Source organism: Massilia niastensis DSM 21313 (assembly GCF_000382345.1).
In the GTDB taxonomy this organism is placed as follows: Bacteria; Pseudomonadota; Gammaproteobacteria; order Burkholderiales; family Burkholderiaceae_D; genus Telluria; species Telluria niastensis.
In genome coordinates this window covers 1-13,777 of the sequence record NZ_KB908171.1, presented here as the reverse complement: position 1 = coordinate 13,777, position 13,777 = coordinate 1, and the positions used below count along the sequence as shown (strand labels likewise).

14 protein-coding genes are annotated in these 13,777 nt (G+C 66.1%); 7 read left to right on the top strand and 7 right to left on the bottom strand.

Going from position 1 to position 13,777, the window contains the following annotated elements:
* Positions 1-209: 209 nt before the first annotated feature.
* Both H162_RS0128605 and H162_RS0128600 read right to left on the bottom strand, forming a co-directional pair.
* Positions 210-890, bottom strand: coding sequence for a response regulator transcription factor (locus H162_RS0128605; RefSeq protein ID WP_020656906.1), 681 nt, complete (start codon positions 888-890; stop codon positions 210-212).
* On the bottom strand, positions 887-2,080 hold the full coding sequence (locus H162_RS0128600; protein ID WP_020656905.1) for a PAS domain-containing sensor histidine kinase: 1,194 nt from the start codon (positions 2,078-2,080) through the stop codon (positions 887-889). The genes H162_RS0128605 and H162_RS0128600 overlap by 4 nt, the downstream gene beginning before the upstream one ends.
* A gap of 179 nt (positions 2,081-2,259) precedes the next feature.
* Between H162_RS0128600 and H162_RS0128595 the strand changes: the two genes are divergently transcribed.
* Positions 2,260-2,508 (top strand): DUF3297 family protein, encoded by a 249-nt coding sequence (locus tag H162_RS0128595; RefSeq protein ID WP_026355227.1) that lies wholly within the window; start codon positions 2,260-2,262, stop codon positions 2,506-2,508.
* Between the two features lie 99 nt (positions 2,509-2,607).
* Here the strand turns inward: H162_RS0128595 and H162_RS0128590 are convergent, their stop codons facing one another.
* On the bottom strand, positions 2,608-5,721 hold the full coding sequence (locus H162_RS0128590; protein WP_026355226.1) for a DEAD/DEAH box helicase: 3,114 nt from the start codon (positions 5,719-5,721) through the stop codon (positions 2,608-2,610).
* A 222-nt stretch (positions 5,722-5,943) separates the two neighbouring features.
* Here H162_RS0128590 and H162_RS0128585 point away from each other — a divergent pair, with 222 nt between their 5' ends.
* Together H162_RS0128585 and H162_RS0128580 are read left to right on the top strand one after the other, a co-directional pair.
* Positions 5,944-8,295, top strand: coding sequence for a Tex family protein (locus H162_RS0128585; protein WP_020656902.1), 2,352 nt, complete (start codon positions 5,944-5,946; stop codon positions 8,293-8,295).
* Between the two features lie 10 nt (positions 8,296-8,305).
* Positions 8,306-8,752 (top strand): GNAT family N-acetyltransferase, encoded by a 447-nt coding sequence (locus H162_RS0128580; protein WP_020656901.1) that lies wholly within the window; start codon positions 8,306-8,308, stop codon positions 8,750-8,752.
* Positions 8,753-8,766: 14 nt separating this feature from the next.
* On the opposite strand, the gene H162_RS0128575 is transcribed toward H162_RS0128580, so the two are convergent.
* The gene (locus H162_RS0128575; protein ID WP_026355225.1) at positions 8,767-9,054 is read right to left on the bottom strand and encodes a hypothetical protein; all 288 of its coding nucleotides are present in this window, start codon (positions 9,052-9,054) and stop codon (positions 8,767-8,769) included.
* A 168-nt stretch (positions 9,055-9,222) separates the two neighbouring features.
* On the opposite strand from H162_RS0128575, the gene grxD reads away from it, so the two are divergent.
* Entirely contained in the window at positions 9,223-9,537 is a 315-nt protein-coding gene (gene grxD, locus H162_RS0128570; protein ID WP_020656899.1) for a Grx4 family monothiol glutaredoxin, read from the top strand.
* The gene (locus H162_RS0128565) at positions 9,530-10,123 is read left to right on the top strand and encodes a UbiX family flavin prenyltransferase (protein WP_020656898.1); all 594 of its coding nucleotides are present in this window, start codon (positions 9,530-9,532) and stop codon (positions 10,121-10,123) included. Before grxD ends, H162_RS0128565 begins: the two co-directional genes overlap by 8 nt.
* 26 nt (positions 10,124-10,149) lie before the next feature.
* Here the strand turns inward: H162_RS0128565 and H162_RS34900 are convergent, their stop codons facing one another.
* The 3 genes from H162_RS34900 to H162_RS0128550 all read right to left on the bottom strand — a co-directional run bounded on the left by H162_RS34900 (position 10,150) and on the right by H162_RS0128550 (position 12,265).
* Positions 10,150-10,323, bottom strand: a complete 174-nt coding sequence (locus H162_RS34900) for a hypothetical protein (RefSeq protein ID WP_020656897.1) — start codon at positions 10,321-10,323, stop codon at positions 10,150-10,152.
* Between the two features lie 199 nt (positions 10,324-10,522).
* Positions 10,523-10,942 (bottom strand): hypothetical protein, encoded by a 420-nt coding sequence (locus H162_RS0128555; protein ID WP_026355224.1) that lies wholly within the window; start codon positions 10,940-10,942, stop codon positions 10,523-10,525.
* 270 nt (positions 10,943-11,212) lie between these two features.
* Positions 11,213-12,265 (bottom strand): MBL fold metallo-hydrolase, encoded by a 1,053-nt coding sequence (locus tag H162_RS0128550; RefSeq protein ID WP_020656895.1) that lies wholly within the window; start codon positions 12,263-12,265, stop codon positions 11,213-11,215.
* 127 nt (positions 12,266-12,392) lie between these two features.
* On the opposite strand from H162_RS0128550, the gene H162_RS0128545 reads away from it, so the two are divergent.
* Together H162_RS0128545 and H162_RS0128540 are read left to right on the top strand one after the other, a co-directional pair.
* Positions 12,393-12,794, top strand: coding sequence for a MerR family transcriptional regulator (locus H162_RS0128545; RefSeq protein WP_020656894.1), 402 nt, complete (start codon positions 12,393-12,395; stop codon positions 12,792-12,794).
* A 120-nt stretch (positions 12,795-12,914) separates the two neighbouring features.
* Positions 12,915-13,777, top strand: an 863-nt coding sequence (locus H162_RS0128540) for an acyl-CoA dehydrogenase family protein (protein WP_026355223.1), incomplete at its 3' end; no start/stop codon positions are given.

Genomic DNA, 13,777 nt, shown 5'->3' with positions numbered 1-13,777 from the left:
CTTGCATGCACAGGGCAACTTACCAGGTGTACTTAAACGCATGCGCGAGAGGATGATTATCGAACTGAATGTGTATCGACCCGGCCGAAAGTTCGACCGGGTCACCAAAGCCAAACCGCAACGCTATCCAGAACGCCGACTCCGACGACCGCCAACCCTAACTTAACGGCATTAAACTCTGACCCCAATTATTGGGCTAGTGATCCTGGTCAGGCGAGGGTGAAGCCGGCGGACAGGCTGTAGCCTTCGCCGTAGGCGCTGCGCAGCGGCAGGTCCTGGCCGAGGCCGGAACGGGCTTTCTTGCGCAGGCGGTAGACCAGCATGTCGACCCGGCGGCTGGCGTCCGGGTCTTCGCCGCCCATGCCGGCCACGATCACGTGGCGCGGGACGGGACGGGTGTTGATGGTCAGGAGGTGCAGGAAGTTGCACTCCTTTTCGGTCAGGTCGATCACCTTGCCCATCAGCTCGAGCTGGCGCGCGCTCACGCGCAGGGTCCACTTGCTCGGCGCCGGCGCCGGGTCCTGGGGACGCACGCGGCGGTCCAGCGCCTCGATGTGCGCCGCCAGTTCGGGGAACTTGATCGGCTTGGTCAGGTAGTGGTCGGCGCCCAGGCGCAGACCGAGGATGCGGTGGTCGAACGCGACCCGGCCCGTCAGCACCAGCAGCCCGATCTCGGGATACAGCTGGCGCATGCGCGGAATGACGTTGAACCCGTCCTCGTCGGGCAGGCCGAGGTCGAGCACCACCACCGCGGCCGGCGTGCGCGTCAGCGCCGCCCACATCTCGCTGGCGGTCCTGGCGATGGCAACGTCGTGATCGAGCTCCCTCAGGAATTCCGCCATGTCGTCGGCGTATTCGCCATTGTCTTCAACAATCAATATCTGCGTCATGGTTCGGCCATGTTATTCGTATGTTGCCCGGTGTCTTCTACCGCAGCGTCGGGCCGATTATCACTGCTGGGACTGGCTGAAGCAAGTCGTTGTTTTTCAAGGCCATGTAACGCGGGAAGCCAGAGCCGGAACTCGGCGCCGCCTCCGTCCCTGCCCTCACTCGGCGCCAGGCTCAGGGCGCCGCCATGGATGTCGACGATGGAGCGCGCCATGTACAGGCCGAGCCCGCTTCCCGGCAGGCCGGCGGCGTTGGCGCCGCGGTAACCCTTGTCGAAGATGTACGCGGCGTCCTCCAGCGGCACCCCGCCGCCGCCGTCGCGCACCGTGAACTCGATCCCGCCGCCGCTGCGCCGCGCGCCCAGCAGCACCGGGCTGCCGGCCGGGGAAAACAGCAGGGCATTGTCGACCAGGACCTTCAGCGCCAGGCGCAGCCCCTCGGGCTCGCCCCGCAGCGACAGCGCCTGGTCGCCGGCCTCGACCCGCGCCTCGCGCTGCGCGGCGCGCACCTGGACGGCGCCGCCCTCGACCAGCTCGCCCACGCTGATGGTGTTCGGCTGGCGCGTCTTGCCGATCGAGGCCATGCGGTCCGGCGACAGGTATTCGTCGAGCATGCCGATCAGGCGGTCCGCCGCCGCGCCGATCTTGCGGTAGCGCTGGCGCGTGGCCTCGTCGACACTGTCGGCCTTGGCCTCGAGCCGCTGGATGGCGCCGTCGATGGTGGCCAGCGGCGTCCGGAATTCATGATTGAGCATGCTGGCGAAGCGCTTCTGCTCCGCCTGGTAGGCATGGCGCGCCGACTGGTCGCGCAGCAGCCCGACCAGGGCGGGCGTTTCGTCCGCCACCACGGTGGCGATCAGGTCCAGCGGCACCGGGCGTCCCTGCGCGTCCGCCACCTCCAGTTCGTGGGCCTGGCGCTCGCCCGGCCGGCCGTCCGCCAGCGTGCGCAGGCGCTGCGCCAGCGGCGCCAGCGGGCCTTGGGCGGGCCGGGCGGCCAGCGCCGCGGCGAATACCGCGGCGTCATGGCCGAGCAGCGCGGAAAATGCGGGACTGAGGTAGGACAGCGTGCAGCCCGGCAGGGCGATGCTGAAGGCGATGTCGCCGCCGATTTCCGCGATCGCGCGGAACTGGGCGGCCGGTACTCCCATGTCGGATCGTGCGTCCAGCTGGGCGACATCGGGCGTGGTTTTCATCAGGGCTTTCGGTTGAGCAGGCAAACTGTAACGAGACGTTACCGGGCAGTATATAGCCGGAGTCCACTATTTGCACAGTATCATCGTTCTAATCCCTATAGCGATCCAGTGTCCAGTGTACGCACAATTCGCCAACAAATGCGCCACAACGCGGGCACTTGGGCGATAATTCGCGCACCATGAACGATACCGCAACCCTTCCCCCGCTCCCAGACCGGCTCTCGATCGACCCGAGCAGCCCTTTCCACAACCGTGACGTGTTCCAGCACGAGATCGGCATCCGCTTCAACGACAAGGATCGCCACGACGTCGAGGAATACTGCCTCAGCGAAGGCTGGATCAAGGTCGCCGCCGGCCGCACCCTCGACCGCAAGGGCAAGCCGATGCTCATCAAGCTCAAGGGCAAGGTCGAAGCCTTCTACAAGTAAGCACGGGGTGGGAGCAATCCTCCCGCCCTTCCCTGATTCCGGTTCCAGATAAAAAAACGGCGGGCACGCGGCCCGCCGTTTGTCTTTCCGCTGCGCCGCTTACTCGGCCAGCGGCGCGAAGATCGCCTGCAGGTCTTCCTGCGTCAGCGCCATCTTCTGCGACTCCCCCTCGGCCAGGATCGACTGCGCCAGCTCCGACTTCTTCTGCTGCAGCAGCTGGATTTTTTCTTCCAGCGTACCCTTGGCGATCAGCTTGTAGACGAACACCGGCTTGTCCTGCCCGATGCGCCATGCGCGGTCGGTCGCCTGGTTCTCGGCCGCCGGGTTCCACCACGGGTCGTAGTGGATCACGGTGTCGGCCGCGGTCAGGTTCAGGCCCACGCCGCCGGCCTTCAGGCTGATCAGGAAGATCGGCACCGCGCCCTGCTGGAAGGCCGCCACCTGGGCCGAGCGGTCGCGCGTCTCGCCGGTGAGGATGGCGTACGGGATGTCGCGCGCATCCAGCTCTTCCTCGATCAGGCCGAGCATGCTGGTGAACTGCGAGAACACCAGGATCTTGCGGCCTTCCTGCAGCAGGTCTTCGACCATCTGCATCAGGTCGGTCAGCTTGGCCGACACCGCCGCCGTGTTCTTCTTGGACGGCATCGACTTCACCAGGCGCGGATCGCAGCACACCTGGCGCAGCTTGAGCAGCGCCTCGAGAATCACGATCTGGCTGCGCGCCACGCCCTTGCGGTCGATCTCCTCGCGCACCTTCTTGTCCATCGCCAGGCGCACCGTTTCGTACAGGTCGCGCTGGGGGCCGGACAGCTCGATGCGGCGCACCATCTCGGTTTTCTCCGGCAGCTCCTTGGCCACGTGGTCCTTGGTGCGGCGCAGGAGGAAGGGACGGATGCGGCGGTTCAGCAGCATGCGCCGCACCGGATCGTCCTGGCGTTCGATCGGATGGCGGAACTGGGTGTTGAAGCCCTTCTCGTCGCCCAGCAGGCCGGGCAGCAGGAAGTGGAACTGCGACCACAGCTCGCCCAGGTGGTTCTCGAGCGGGGTGCCCGACAGGCACAGGCGGTGGCGCGCGTTCAGCGAGCCGGCCGTCTGCGCCGCCTTCGAGCGGGTGTTCTTGATGTAGTGCGATTCGTCCAGGATCACCAGGTGATAGTGGTGCTCGCGCAGCTTTTCCTCGTCGCGCGGCAGCAGCGCATAGGTGGTCAGCACGATGTCGGCCCCGTCGATCTGGTCGAACAGGTCCATGCGCTCCTTGCCCTGCAGGAGCAGCACCTTCAGGTCGGGCGTGAAGCGGGCCGCTTCCTCGCACCAGTTGGTCATCAGGCTGGTCGGCGCGATCACCAGGGCCGGGCTGGTCAGGCGCCCCGCTTCCTTTTCGGTGAGGATGTGGGCCAGGGTCTGCACGGTCTTGCCCAGGCCCATGTCGTCGGCCAGGATGCCGCCCAGGTCGTACTCGCGCAGGAACTGCATCCACGACAGGCCGTCGAGCTGGTAGTCGCGCAGGGTGGCGCGCAGGCCGGCGGGCGGCGCCACTTTCTTGACCGAGCCGAACTGGCTCAGCTTGCGGCCGGTCTCGCGCAGCTGCTCGCCGCCGGTCCAGCGCAGCTCCAGGCCGCGCGCCAGTTCTTCCAGGCGCGCCGCATCGAGCGTGGACAGGCGCACCCGGCTCTTGATCTTGTCGTTGAAATACAGCTCGCCCAGGGTCGACAGGATCGGCTTCAGGCGGCCCCACGGCAGCGCCACGCGGGCGCCGTCCGGCAGCACGGCCAGCATCTGGTCGGCTTCCGCATGGGCGGCCAGCACGGCCGGGTCGAAGTCGGTCGGCGCGCTGCGGATCAGCTGCACCAGCACCGGCAGCAGCGGCACCCGCTTGCGGTTGACCACGATGCCCAGTTCCAGCTCGAACCAGGCGTTGCCGGCTTCCTCGGGCTCGTCGATGTCGGCGTACCAGTCTTCGACCGGCACCACGTCATAGCGGTACTTGGCCGACTTCTGCACGTGCCAGCCGGAGTCGGACAGCGCATCGAGCTCGTTCTCGGCGAAGCGCAGCCAGTGCGCCTGGCTTTCGAGCTGCTGTGCGCCGGCCATCGCGTTGAACGGCGCGGTCACCGGCTTGCGGAAGCCCAGTTCGCCGAGTTTGTTGAGCGCGTCGCTTTCCGCCTTCGGATCGCGTTCGATGATCTCGGTGACGTCGCCGATCTGGCGCACCACGCGCTGGGCCGGGTCGAACGAGACGCGCTGGCCGTCGTAGTCATACGACAGCACGGCGAAATCGTTCCAGCGCGCGGCGCCGCCGTCGGCCAGCTGCACCGCATCGAGCAGCAGGTGCGGGATCGGCTTGACGTCGTTGCGCAGGCGCTGGGTGAGCGGCTGCGGCAGCGGCATCAGCTGCTGCAGGCCATGCGCCAGCAGCAGCTGCGAGACGCGCTTCTTGTCGTTGCCGGTCAGGGCCGGGGCCTGGGCCACCAGCGCCTGGAGTTCGGCCAGCGAGATGTCGATCCCGCCGCGATTCAGGTCCAGCGGACCGCAGGACAGGTTGTCGATATACCATGGCGGATCGGTCGGCAGCATGTAGTCGATCTGGTCCGCCGCGCTGTGGGTGGGGGCGCCGCTGGCCGGCTCCACCGACCATCCCAGCTTGGCGACCCGGCCTTCGTCGCGCCACGCCAGGTTGGCCTTGCGCACCGGGCCTGCCTGCAGGGGGTAGACTAGGCCATTGGCCATGTCCGACCAGGAGTTCGCCCACAGCAGCTTTTCCTGCTCCAGGAGCATGCGCAGCAGGATGGCGCCCACCTTGCCCTTCGGCTCGGTGGCGCTGGTGCCCTGCGAGGAGCCGCTGCGCATGGCGATGAAGAAGCGCACCAGGTCGACGTCGTCGCCTTCCAGGTAGGCGGGGGGCGCCGACAGCAGCGAGAACACCTCGCTCACCGGGCTGGCCGCCGCCACGTCGCCGTTCGGGCGCAGGCGCGCCTTGCACAGGCAGACGGCGACATGGCGGCCGCCGCTGGTCGGGGCCATGACATAAACGAATTTGTACTGCGCAGCCTTCGGGTCCGTGACCTCGGCGGTCAGTTTCGGCTGCGGATGCGCAGCCGCCTCGACCCGCTGCAGCCAGCTCACCACCGGCGCAGGCAGGGCGGGAGCGCGTGCGGGAGCGCGGACCGGTGGTGCGTCACTGGCGTTCTCGCGAGGGTAATCGACTGTGTGCATGGGGTCTCTATGTTCGTATCAAAAACGACAATAAAAGTCATTATCCTTCATACGGGCATTTCCGTTTTGTTCGGAATCGCACGTAGCGGACAATTCTCGTGCCCGCGAACGCGCGCGTGCATGTGAACCGACTGTTCTCTCATAGATCGGGAGCGGCTGTCAAGACTGGTGCATCGTATTCGTTGGCGTATCATTGGTCGCTTGACTTTCTGACTCGCCACCATGCTGCCATCCATCGAACAACGCCTCGCCCAAGAACTGTCCGCCAAACCGGCCCAGGTAGCCGCCGCCGTCGCCCTGCTCGACGAAGGCGCCACCGTCCCCTTCATCGCCCGCTACCGCAAGGAAGCGACCGGCGGCCTTGACGACATCCAGCTGCGCCTCCTGGAGGAGCGCCTGCGCTACCTGCGCGAGCTGGAAGACCGGCGCGCCGCGATCGTCGCTTCGATCACGGAGCAGAACAAGATGACGCCGGAGCTGCTCGAGGCCATCGCGCACGCCGAAGACAAGACCCGCCTCGAGGACCTGTACCTGCCGTACAAGCAGAAGCGCCGCACCAAGGCGCAGATCGCGATCGAGGCCGGCCTGGCGCCGCTGGCGGAAAGCCTGCTGGCCGACCCGGGCCTGGTTCCCGAGGAGCTGGCCTCGGGCTACCTGCGCGACGCCTTCACCAATGCCGACGGCGGCGCCAACCCGGGCGTGCCCGACACCAAGGCGGCGCTGGACGGCGCGCGCCAGATCCTGATGGAGCGCTTCGCCGAGGACGCCGCACTGCTGCAGTCGCTGCGCGAGTATGTACAGGATCACGGCGTGGTCGATTCGAAGGTGGTGGCCGGCAAGGAGGACGAGGGCGAGAAATTCGCCGACTATTTCGATTACTCGGAACCGCTGGCGGCGGTGCCCTCGCACCGCGCGCTGGCGCTGATGCGCGGCCGCCGCGAAGGGGTGCTGGACGTCACCCTGCGCCTCGACAGCGAGCCGGAAAAACCAAAATGGGACGCGCCCCACAATCCGTGCGAAAGCCGCATCGCCGCGCGCTTCGGCATCAAGGGCGCGGGCCGCCCGGCCGACAAGTGGCTGCTCGACACTGCGCGCTGGACCTGGCGCGTGAAGAGCTTCATGCACCTCGAGACGGAACTGATGGGCGCCCTGCGCGACAAGGCCGAGCTGGATGCGATCCAGGTCTTCGCGCGCAACCTGAAGGCGCTGCTGCTGGCGGCGCCGGCCGGCCAGCGCGCCACCATGGGCCTGGACCCGGGCCTGCGCACCGGCGTCAAGGTGGCGGTGGTCGATTCGACCGGCAAGGTGGTCGACACCGCGACCGTCTACCCGCACCAGCCGCGCAACGACTGGGACGGCGCGCTGCACACGCTCGGCCTGCTGGCGGCCAAGCACAACGTGTCCCTGATCTCGATCGGCAACGGCACCGCCTCGCGCGAGACCGACAAGCTGGCCCAGGACCTGATCAAGCGCCACCCGGAGCAGAAGCTGACCAAGATCGTCGTGTCGGAAGCCGGCGCCTCGGTCTATTCGGCGTCCGAATTCGCCTCGCGCGAGCTGCCCGAGCTCGACGTGTCGCTGCGCGGCGCGGTCTCGATCGCGCGCCGCCTGCAGGATCCGCTGGCCGAACTGGTGAAGATCGACCCGAAATCGATCGGCGTCGGCCAGTACCAGCACGACGTGTCGCAGACCCAGCTCGCGCGTTCGCTCGACGCGGTGGTGGAGGACTGCGTGAACGCGGTCGGCGTCGACGTCAATACCGCGTCCGCCCCGCTGCTGGCGCGCGTCTCGGGCCTGTCCGCGAGCGTCGCCCAGAGCATCGTGACCTACCGCGACCTGAAGGGCGCGTTCGCCTCGCGCGCCGCCCTGAAGGCGGTGCCGCGCCTGGGCGACAAGACCTTCGAGCAGGCGGCCGGCTTCCTGCGCATCGTGAACGGCGCCAATCCCCTGGATGCGTCGGCGGTGCACCCGGAATCCTATCCGGTGGTCGAGAAGATCCTGGCCGACATCAAGCGCGACATGAAGGCCGTGATCGGCGACGGCGCGCTGCTCAAGGGCCTGAATCCGGCCAGATATGCCGACGAGAAGTTCGGCGTGCCGACCGTGAGCGACATCCTGAAGGAACTGGAAAAGCCGGGCCGCGATCCGCGTCCGGAATTCACCACCGCGACCTTCAAGGAAGGCGTCGAGGAAATCAGCGACCTGCGCCCGGACATGATCCTGGAAGGCGTGGTGACCAACGTGGCGGCCTTCGGCGCGTTTGTCGACATCGGCGTGCACCAGGACGGCCTGGTACACATCTCGGCGCTGTCGAACACCTTCGTCAAGGATCCGCACACGGTGGTCAAGGCCGGCCAGGTGGTGAAGGTCAAGGTGCTGGAAGTGGACGCCAAGCGCAAGCGCATCGCGCTGACCATGCGCCTGACCGACAGCGCGCCACAGGGCGGTGCGCGCCCCGAGCAGCGCGGCGACCGGACGGACGGCAAGCGCCTGGCCCAGCACCAGCGCCAGGAACGCCCGGCCCCCGCGGCGGGCGGCGCCATGGCGGCGGCCTTCGCCAAGCTGCGCAAATAAGGAGCCGGCCATGATCACGCTCGGCAGCGCCGATCCCGACAGCCCTGAAGCAGTGGTGCTGCTCGCGGAACTCGGCGCCGCCCTGTGTGCGATCACCGGCGACAGCGGCGTGGCCTCGTTCGACCCGCAGGACGTGCGCGGGCCGCGGGCGGTGTTCCTGGTGGCGCGCAGCGCCGACGGCACGCCGGTCGGCTGCGGCGCCCTGCGCCCCCTGCACGGCGACGTGGCTGAGCTCAAGCGCATGTATGCACGTCCCGGCAGCGACGCGGGCAGGCATATCCTGGCGGCGCTGGAATGGTATGCGGTGGTGCTGGGCTATGGCGAGATCTGGCTGTCCACCCGCAAGGTCAACCGGCGGGCGCAGGACTTCTATCTGCGGCACGGCTACGTGCCGGTGCCGGCCTATGGAAAATACGTCGGCAACCCGGCCTCGGCCTGCCTCGGCCGCTGGCTCTGAACCCGCCCCGGGCCTCAGGCCATGTGCTTGATCAGGATGCCGGCCAGGTAGACCGCCAGGCAGCCGAAGCCGATCAGGAGCATGCGCGCCTGCGGGATGGCGGGGACGCCGGTTTTCTTGATGTGCACGGCGTCGCGCACCAGCAGGACCGCGTAGACCAGGGCCGCGAGGCCGGACAGGATATCGCCCGGGATCTGCCGCACGATGCCCGAGTAGATGTTGAGCAGGCCGGGAATGCCCAGCAGGGCGGCGATCACGAGGTTCGCGTTCGGCGAAGGCACGCGTTTGCGAGGTTGTTGCATCAGGAAGCTCCGTACGGCGGATGAGAACCGGGGGATGATACCTGATGTGGATAGTTCGGCAAGTGCCTCGTCCGTCATCGGCGGCAAGGACATGATGGGCCATGCCCATCATGTCGAATTCTTATAGAATACCGCCATCCCACCCATTTCCCTCCGAAGGCAGATCAAATGAGCGACGTACAAACCTGGATCAAAGAAACCGTGACCAACACCCCGGTCGTGCTGTTCATGAAGGGCACCGCCCAGTTTCCGCAGTGCGGCTTCTCGGGCCGTGCGATCCAAATCCTGAAAGCATGCGGCGTGGACAACATCGCCACCGTCAACGTGCTGGAAGACGCGGAAGTGCGCCAGGGCATCAAGGACTACTCGAACTGGCCGACCATCCCCCAGCTCTACGTGCGTGGCGAGTTCATCGGCGGCTCCGACATCATGAACGAGATGTACGAATCCGGCGAACTGCAGACCCTGCTGAAGAATGGCTGATCGCCAGCGCCGGATCGTCGTCGCCGTCACCGGCGCAACCGGCGCGGTCTACGGCGTGCAGCTGCTGCGGCGGCTGCACGCCACCCCTGGTGTCGAGACCCACCTGGTCATTTCCGACGCCGCCTCCCTCACCCTGCACCAGGAACTCGGCCTGCAGCGGCGCGACGCCGAAGCGCTGGCCCACGTCGTGCACCGCAACCGCGACATCGGCGCCTCGATCGCCAGCGGTTCGTTCCAGACCGACGGCATGGTGATCGCTCCCTGTTCGATGAAGACGCTGGCGGCGGTCGCGCACGGCCTGTCCGATAACCTGGTCGCCCGCGCCGCGGACGTGATCCTGAAGGAGCGCCGGCGCCTGGTCCTGATGGTGCGCGAGACGCCCTTCAACCTGGCGCACCTGCGCAACATGACGCTTGTTACCGAGATGGGCGGGATCGTGTTTCCGCCGCTGCCCAGCTTCTACCACCGTCCGGCCAGTATTGAAGAGATGGTCGAGCACACGGTCGACCGGGTCGTGGACCTGCTTGGGCTCGATAATGCCCAGGCCGCCCGCTGGGGCGGCATGAAGGCGGCGCCGGACGCCTGACAGGCAGCGCGCCCCGATGGCCGGGGTCAGCGTTTTTCGTCGTACAGGCTGTCGTCGGCTTTTTTCAACTCGCGCGCTTCCTCGAGCATCCGTCGTCGGGCATTGCGTTGTCGCAGCACCTCGGCATGACGCGCTGCCGTCATCGGCGGGGCGGTCATCAATTCCTTGAGCTCGGCGGTGTTCGCGTAGTTGTTTCGCATGCGGCAACTGCTCCTTACGTGACCGGTGGCGGCAAACTGCTGCCACCGAAACAGATTATGCACCGGGTCCGGCTGTTTGTGCGAACCCGGGTCACGAAAGTACGACACCTATGCGTCACGTGTGCGTCACGCATGTGCGTCACGTATGCGTCACATATGTGTGCTGTTTGGTGCGCCACAAGGGGCGCTTGTCCGACGCTTACTTGGCCTCGGCCTTCGGGTGGTTCATGCGCACCAGCATGCGGATGAACTCGCGCGCCAGCTGCTTGTGATGTTCGTCGAGACGTTGCAAATCTGCAATAAGCTTGACGTCGACGGATTCGAAGCGGGTCGCGCCATTGGCGGCCGAATCGGCGCCGGCAGCGTCTTCGGCGCCGCCGAAGCGCAGCCAGTCGGCGGGCACGCCCAGCCATTGCGCGATCATGCGCAGCTTTTCCTGGGTCGGAATGGCTTCGCCCACCAGCCACTTGCGGGCGGCGTGGACGGTAATCGGACGTCCTTCGAACCGGATATTAAATTCCCGGGCCAAGCGGGTAGGACTGTCGGGCGAGTAATGCGCGTTTTTCAGGGCCTGCTGCAGTCGCTCACTGAAGCTCTCCCGTTCGTTCGTTGAATTCATATGTTACTGCTAATTTTTGCGGATGCGGACGAGCGGCTTCTTACTGATGAGAAGCCTCGGGAGAATCATACCCCTAAAAAGTCACAAAGATGTGATTTTTTAAGAGAATTTGCGGTTGTGCAATCGCTCATGAACAGCACGTCGCAAGGAAATGTTCATACCCCTAAAACAGCATAGTCGAAATGCATAATGTATGTCGCACGGGTATGCAGCGATCGTCCGTAGAATGTATTTACTAAAATTGTTGTCCAGAAACGATACAAAGTTGGTTCAGGCCTGTTGGAAACGGATGACGCCGTCCACACCCGGCAGGCGGCGCAGTACACCATCGCGCCATAATTTGTGCAAGTGTGCCAGGGCTTCGCCCAGCGCGAAGCTGAGCTGGTGGGCGTCCAGCTGGCGCCGGAACATCAGCGGGACGATGTCCACCGCCGACTTCGGCTCGGCGCAGGCCTCGACCACCTCCGCCAGCCGGGCCTCGTGGTGCGCGTGCAACTGGGCGATACGGGTATGCAGGCCGCGGAAGGGCTTGCCGTGCGCCGGCAGCACCAGGGTGTCGTCCGGCAGGCCGGCGAACTTGCCGAGCGAGTCGAGGTACATCTGGAGCGGATTGCCTTCCGGCTCGACGGCAAACACCGAGACGTTGGTCGAAATGCGCGGCAGCACCATGTCGCCCGAGACCAGCACCTTCAGTTCGCTGCAATATAAAGAGGCATGCTCGGGCGAATGGCCAAAGCCGGTGATCACGCGCCAGGCGCGGCCGCCGATCCGGACTTCCTGTCCATCCTGCAGGCGGGTATAGGCTTCCGGCACGGCCGGCACCAGCGACGGGTAGTAACTGCGGCGGCTGCGCATCTGCTCCAGCATGGCCGTATCGACCAGGCCGTGGCGTTCGAAATGCGGGATCGCCGACGGGCCGTCCACGCCCGGCAGCGCCGCCGCCATCATGCGCATGAAGGCGAATTCGCCGGTGGTCGTCCAGAACGGCGCCGCGAAACGCGAACACAGCCAGCCGGACAGGCCGACATGGTCGGGATGGCAATGGGTGGCGATCACCCGCACCAGCGGCGCCCCCGCCAGCCCCTCGGCCAGCACCTGCTCCCAGGCGGCGCGGGTGGCGTCGGTGCCGGCGCCGCAATCGACCAGGCTCCAGCCGCGGCGCCCTTCCTGCTCATCGTCCAGCAGCCACAGGTTGATGTGGTCGAGCGCGAACGGCAGCGGCATGCGCGCCCAGCGCAGGCCGGGAAGCACCTCGTGCAGCGCGCCCGGCGCGGGAATGGTGTCGCCAAAAGGATAGGCCAGCTGGGATTCGAGCGGATTCATGGAAAATCTTTCGTGTTCGTGGAAGGCGGGCGCGCTACAATGCAATTGACGTTGACGTAAACGGAAATGGCAAGGTCGATCCTGATTCTAAGCGATTCCGTGTTTTGTTTCTCTTGACCGAACTTTCATGGCTACCTATACCATCGCCGAACTGGCACGCGAATTCGACATCACCGCGCGTGCGATCCGCTTCTATGAAGACCAGGGTCTGCTGAGCCCGAAACGCGAAGGCGTGGGCGGCCGCAACCGCGTGTACACGCCGCGCGACCGCACCCGGCTCAAGCTCACCCTGCGCGGCAAGCGCCTGGGCCTGACCCTGTCCGAAATCAAGAGCATCGTCGACATGTACGAGTCGCCCAAGGACACGGCGGCCCAGATCGACCGCTTCCTCGGCGTGCTCGCGCAGCAGCGCCTGACCCTGGAGCAGCAGCGCGCCGACATCGAGATGGCGCTGGAAGAAATCGCCGCCCATGAAGAGGAATGCCGCCGCCTGCTGTCCGGGAACGACACCAGCCGCGACGCGGCCTGATGCACCCCGGGTGGGCCCATGGCGGGTCCCCTTTTTTGCCCTTTGATTGACGTTTACGTTAACGTCACACGCGAGTATCATTCGGACTACCTGCCCAACCCCGTTCACCGTGAGGACGACATGCTGCATCTTCCAGGCTTGACCTTTGACCATGGCGACGACATCGCCGCGCTGCGCGAAGCAGTCCAACAGTTCGCGGCAAGCGAAATCGCCCCGCGCGCCGCCGAGATCGACCGCACCGACCAGTTCCCGATGGACCTGTGGAAAAAGATGGGCGAGCTCGGCCTGCTGGGCATCACGGTGGGCGAGGAATACGGCGGCGCCAGCATGGGCTACCTGGCGCACATCGTCGCCATGGAAGAAATCTCGCGCGCCTCGGCCTCGGTCGGCCTGTCGTATGGCGCGCACTCGAACCTGTGCGTCAACCAGATCAAGCGCAACGGCAGCGAAGAGCAGAAGCGCACCTACCTGCCGAAGCTGATCTCGGGCGAGCACGTCGGCGCACTGGCGATGTCGGAGCCGAACGCCGGTTCGGACGTGGTCAGCATGAAGCTGCGCGCCGAGCTCAAGGGCGACCGCTACGTGCTCAACGGCACCAAGATGTGGATCACCAACGGTCCGGACGCCGACACCCTGGTGGTGTACGCCAAGACCGATATCGAGGCGGGTGCGCGCGGCATGACCGCCTTCCTGATCGAAAAGGGGTTCAAGGGCTTCTCGGTCGCGCAAAAGCTCGACAAGCTGGGCATGCGCGGCTCGCATACGGGCGAACTGGTGTTCCAGGATTGCGAAGTGCCGGTCGAGAACGTGCTGGGCGGGGTCGGCAAGGGCGTCAACGTGCTGATGTCGGGCCTGGACTTCGAGCGCACCGTGCTGTCGGGCGGTCCGCTGGGCATCATGGCGGCCTGCATGGACGTGGTGGTGCCCTACATCCACGAGCGCAAGCAGTTCGGCCAGGCGATCGGCGAATTCCAGCTGATGCA